The following is a 5,557-nucleotide window of genomic DNA, read 5'->3' on the forward strand; positions in this document are numbered from 1 at the left end:
CTAATATTGCTTATTGTTTACATTAAAAGGGGGAACTATTCAACGTCGATATTCTTATAATATTTTCTTAAAGATAAATAGATAATTAGGCCAAGAACCGGAAAACTAAACAGCATAAGTCCTATAAACAAAGAAAACACGGGGTGTTTGCGGTGTTTCATTGCATCACGATAGCCCCATACTGCAGTTCCAAGGACAAAAACAAGAAACAAAATAACAAAAATAATTAAGATCATTTCTATCTTCATATGAATCACTCTCTTCTCACCTTTATAAAAAAAGAGTAATTCAAACAGGAAATATTTTCAATATGTATTCTTATGATAATACGACGAAAAGAACAAATAGAACATACCTTTACACCTTTTTATAAATGGCTGTTTTCGTAAACTTTGTTGCTACAGTGTAGAACGTTAGTGGTTGATTCCTCGTGCAGTTCTCATCCTTCCTACGGATGGATGGTGAGTCTACTCAGGTATAAACTTGCTTTGGTCTTACCTCTTGCTCGCATCCAACAGAAGTCTCGTAATCAGCTCCAAACAACCTTTACAGTGCTTGGCTTTAATAACCAACAATATTTTAGAAAAGAGCCTTATAAATAAAAGGTTAAGTACAGGGTTTAATGAAATAGCCTTGTGCTGTTTCATTTGTTTTCCTTAACTCCTGTCGTTTTCTATGTGTACTCACATACTGTACATCCGAAAATGAGGCACCCTTTGGTTTTTCAGTTAGTTTGATAGGATGTTTCTTAATATATGCAAGCCGTTCTTCCTCAGTCATATACCAAGTTTTTACGTTTCCACACATAAACTATTCTCCTTTCTATTAAATTCTATTCATTTTATGTGTCACCTGTTTTCTTAAGTTAATTCTTTTATCCCTAATTAGTTGTCTTATTTTGAACACAATCATTGATTTTCTAGTATAGTTCATTTTATAACCTCTAATCCATCTTCTGATCGTTTTTTCATGCACACCCAGTAAAGCAGCTAATTCAGCTTCCTGGAGTTTAAAAGTTTTTAAAACAGTTTGAATCATTTCTGAGAAGTGTTTGTCCATTTAACCCTTACCTCACTAAGTTGTATATTTCACGGAACCATTTCCCAATGAAAAAATATATATTTACAATACCTCTTATTCATAAAAACAATTTCCTCTTACAAATCTCTTAAATTGTACTTACGCTCCAATAATATTTTCATTATAAAGAACATCTTAATCATGCTATCTAAATCTTTTACGCCCCCTATACTTTTTAGGGTGAATGGATTATAAACATGAGAGCCAAGGTTATTTATAACTCTCGAGTTTAAATGATTATTTAGAGTTTAAAAAATGACAGTTATTACTCTCAAAAATGTTCATTTTGACAAACACTTAAAAATTTTTTAGAAATAAAGGAGTAACGGTTACTTTCATAAAAAAAACGTCACCTACAATTTCATATCTTATAGACATGAAGATGTAGATAACGTTTTACACAATAATATAAATGATTACTTAAGGAATCATTTATTATAATACTTGTTCATTTGCTAATACTTCATCTGTATGATCAACTATCCTTTTAGATGGAATGATATGGAATATAATATTTAACAAAATAGCCGTCACACTTCCAATAACGATTCCACTATTTGTTAGTATCTTTACAGACTCAGGTAATCCTGCAAAAATACCAGGCACAACAGTTACTCCTAATCCTAAACCAACAGAACAAGCAATAATAATTAGATTTTCCTGTGATGTAAAATCAATTTGTCCAAGCATTTTCATTCCATATGCAATAACCATACCAAACATTACGATCATAGCTCCGCCAAGTACAGATGACGGTATAACTGTTGCAAGAGCTGCAATTTTTGGAACTAAACCTAGACCGATTAACATAATTGCTGTAGTATATATAACTTTGTTCGTTTTAATACCTGTCATTTGTAAAAGCCCAACATTTTGTGAAAAAGTAGTATATGGGAATGCATTAAATATCGCACCTAATGTATACGCAAGTCCTTCAGCACGATATCCTCTTGCCAAATCTTTATCATCAATTTTTTTATTACAAATATCTCCTAGTGCAAAATATACACCTGAAGATTCGACCATACTTACTATCGCAACAATGGTCATCGTAATAATTGGTGTAATTTCAAAGCTTGGTGTACCGAAATAAAATGGTTTTCCTATATTAAACCAAGAAGCATCTCTTACTGGCTGTAAATCGACTAATCCCATAAAGCTTGCAATAATTGTTCCTATAATAATCCCAATCAAGATTGAAATAGAACGAACAAACCCTGTAAAAAAGCGATTAAGAAGTAAAATAATTATGAGTACAGTGAATGCCAAGATAAGGTTTTCGATTGAGCCAAAATTCGCGCTCCCTTCACCACCGGCCATATTATTCATAGCAACTGGAATTAAAGTGACTCCTATTATAGTTACAACCGAACCGGTAACAACAGGAGGAAAAAACTTAACTAATTTTCCAAAAATGCTTGAAATAAGAATAACGATAATTCCTGAAATTAAAACAGCACCATAAATACTTGTTACACCATATTCATTTCCGATTGCAATCATTGGTCCTACAGCAGTAAAAGTACAACCTAAAACAACCGGAAGACCTATTCCAAAGAAACGATTTTTCCAAACTTGGAGAAAAGTAGCTACCCCACACATAAAAATGTCGATTGCTACTAAATATGTTAATTGGTGCCCTGATAAACCTATACCACTTCCAACAATAAGTGGAACTACGATAGCACCAGCATACATTGCAAGTACATGTTGAATTCCTAATGATAAATTCTTGAAAATATTCATACTGTTACCTCCTGAGCATCTTCAACAAAGCTTACCTTTCCCTTTGTTAGTGATTGAATTCTTGCTAAAGATTCTACTCGATAGCCTAAGTTTTTTAATTCCGCTGCACCTTTTTGGAATGATTTTTCTATGACAATTCCAATTCCTTGTACAGATGCTCCAGATTGGTTTACTAAATCAATAAGTCCTTTTGCAGCTTCACCATTTGCCAGAAAATCATCAATAATAAGGACACGATCGGTAGATGATAAGTATTGAGACGATATCGCAATCATATTTTCCTCTTGTTTTGTAAAAGAATATACTTTTGATGTAAGCAAATGATTTGTTAATGTTAATGATTTTCTCTTTCTAGCAAAAACCACTTTAATTCCAAGCTCTAATCCGGCCATAACAGCTGGAGATATACCAGAGGATTCAATTGTTACAATTTTTGTAATCCCTTCGTTTTCAAACCTCTTAGCAAATTCTATACCTATTTCTTTCATTAGTATCGGATCAATTTGGTGATTTAAAAATGAATCAACCTTTAAAACTCCGTCAGAAAGAACTATACCTTCATTTTGAATTTTTTCTCTAAGTAGTTTCATAATCTTCCCCCTAACGATTTTTACAGATGATGACACGTAATTTATTATCTTTTATTATAGAAACCACTAATATGGACCGTAAATATTAGATGAGTTGCTCTTTTCCATTTAACACTCTGTTTAAATTGGTTGTTGATTTCCGCTCAATTCAACGAAGCACATAAAAAAGGCGGCATTGCTTCAACTATAAGTGAAGCAATGCCGCCTTTATATGGGGATTTCTCTCCATAATTAAACGAACGTTGACCTCACTCATAGTCGAATAATTTACGGTTATTCGGTAGAAACTTGTGGGCCATATTCCCACGATTATATGAGTGGTTAATGTAATTAAGATGAATTATAACAAGAATCATCGGTTTTGGAAATACTTTTTCGACAAAAATACGAACTTTATTTAATGGAATTATTTGAATATTCGTGATTGTTGATGTTTTATTATAATAATTGATAAATTGTTCGATATTTCTCCTCGAGATAATCGATTAAATATTGTGCATTCAATCCTTCTCCAGTTACATCCTTAACTATTTCTAAAGGCTTCTTAGTTTTACCATACTGATGAATATTATTAGTTAACCATTCCTTAATAGTTGAAAAATCTCCATCCTCGATACGCTTATCTAAATCAGGATATTCCCTTTCCATCGCATGCTTAAATTGGGCAGCGTACATATATCCTAACGCATATGAAGGAAAATAGCCAAAGCTCCCTCCCGCCCAGTGGACATCCTGTAAAACACCTTGTGCATCATTTGGTGGTGTTATGCCAAGATATTCTTGATACTTTTCATTCCATAACACCGGTAATTCCTCGACGGAAATCTCATCATTAAAGAGTGCCTTTTCAATTTCATATCGAATCATAATATGTAATGGATATGTTAATTCATCTGCTTCAATTCGGATTAGAGATGGTTTTGATTCATTAATTGCTTCATAAAACTCCTGTAAATCAACACCGTTAAATTGTTCAATCGAAAAATCCTTTAATGTATTAAAATAGCGTTCCCAAAAGCCTTTGTTACGACCGATAAAATTTTCATAAAACAGTGATTGTGATTCATGAATTCCCATTGAAGTCCCGCTACATAAAAAAGTACCTTCTAATGTTTTCGAGATATTTTGTTCATAGATGGCATGACCGCATTCATGAATCGTTCCAAAAATCGCTGTTCTAAAATCATTTTCATCATACTTCGTTGTTACTCTAACATCTCCACGATTTAACGTAATCTCAAATGGGTGAACTGTTTCATCTAATCTCCCAGCTGAAAAGTCATAACCTATTTCACGAAGTAGATATTCACTAAGCTTTCTTTGTTTTTCTTTTGAAAAAAAGCAAGATAAAAATTCAGTATTTGGCTTGTGACTAGCATCAGAAATCTGTTTGACGAGCGGAACTATTTTTTCACGGACTTGAGCGAAAACTCGATCTAGTACTTCCACCGTCATTCCAGGCTCATATTCATTTAATAATGTATTATATTTATTTCCTTTATATCCCCAATAGGAAATCAACTTTTTGTTATAGTCGACAAGCTTTTGTAGGTATGGAGCAAACATTTGAAAATCATCCTTCTCTTTTGCCTCTTCCCATACAGATTCTGCCTTTGAACAGAGAGTGACATAATCTTGATATTCCTTTGGTGGAATAACTTTTTTCTTATTATACTCTTCTTTTAGTAGTTCAATAGCCTTTTGTGTATGTGGCTGTATAGATTTAAATAAATCAGCTTGGGATAGAGTCGTTAAATACTCATTCATTTTATCTGAAATAAGCATTTGAAAAGCTTCTGTTGAAAGCATTCCGATTACTTCTGAGCGTTGTTCAATTCCCTTCTTTGGTGCACCTGTACGTAAATCCCAATACATAACGTTAATAGCCTCATCATATGCTTGCATTTTTTTTATGTAATCTAAAAAATCTTTCTCTAACTGTTCCATTTACATCACACTCATTTCTTTAAATTATCTTGCTCTGTAAATCTTATTTGTTAATTTTAGCTAAAGGTGTTCTGTTCGCTTTCCGCGGGAAGTCCCTTGTGGCTCCCCCCTTGGGAGTTGTTTTATGTACAATAATCAAAGTTCTAAGAAATCAACAATAAGCCTTAACATAGCATTTTTATTTACTATTATCT

General features: G+C 32.9%; 5 protein-coding genes and 1 riboswitch. All 5 genes read right to left on the minus strand.

Annotated features, from left to right (window positions below; translation table 11 throughout):
* Positions 1-35: 35 nt before the first annotated feature.
* Entirely contained in the window at positions 36-257 is a 222-nt protein-coding gene (locus HU235_RS12230; protein ID WP_174880388.1) for a hypothetical protein, read from the minus strand.
* A gap of 349 nt (positions 258-606) precedes the next feature.
* Positions 607-807, minus strand: a complete 201-nt coding sequence (locus HU235_RS12235) for a hypothetical protein (RefSeq protein ID WP_174880387.1) — start codon at positions 805-807, stop codon at positions 607-609.
* A 708-nt stretch (positions 808-1,515) separates the two neighbouring features.
* Positions 1,516-2,826, minus strand: coding sequence for a nucleobase:cation symporter-2 family protein (locus HU235_RS12240; RefSeq protein ID WP_095302170.1), 1,311 nt, complete (start codon positions 2,824-2,826; stop codon positions 1,516-1,518).
* Positions 2,823-3,416, minus strand: coding sequence for a xanthine phosphoribosyltransferase (locus HU235_RS12245; RefSeq protein WP_174880389.1), 594 nt, complete (start codon positions 3,414-3,416; stop codon positions 2,823-2,825). Before HU235_RS12245 ends, HU235_RS12240 begins: the two co-directional genes overlap by 4 nt.
* 235 nt (positions 3,417-3,651) lie before the next feature.
* A riboswitch (purine riboswitch) is annotated at positions 3,652-3,753 on the minus strand.
* Positions 3,754-3,854: 101 nt separating this feature from the next.
* Entirely contained in the window at positions 3,855-5,363 is a 1,509-nt protein-coding gene (locus tag HU235_RS12250; protein WP_174880390.1) for a carboxypeptidase M32, read from the minus strand.
* Positions 5,364-5,557 lie beyond the last annotated feature (194 nt).

The organism is Metabacillus niabensis, assembly GCF_902829255.1.
In the GTDB taxonomy this organism is placed as follows: domain Bacteria; phylum Bacillota; class Bacilli; order Bacillales; family Bacillaceae; genus Metabacillus; species Metabacillus niabensis.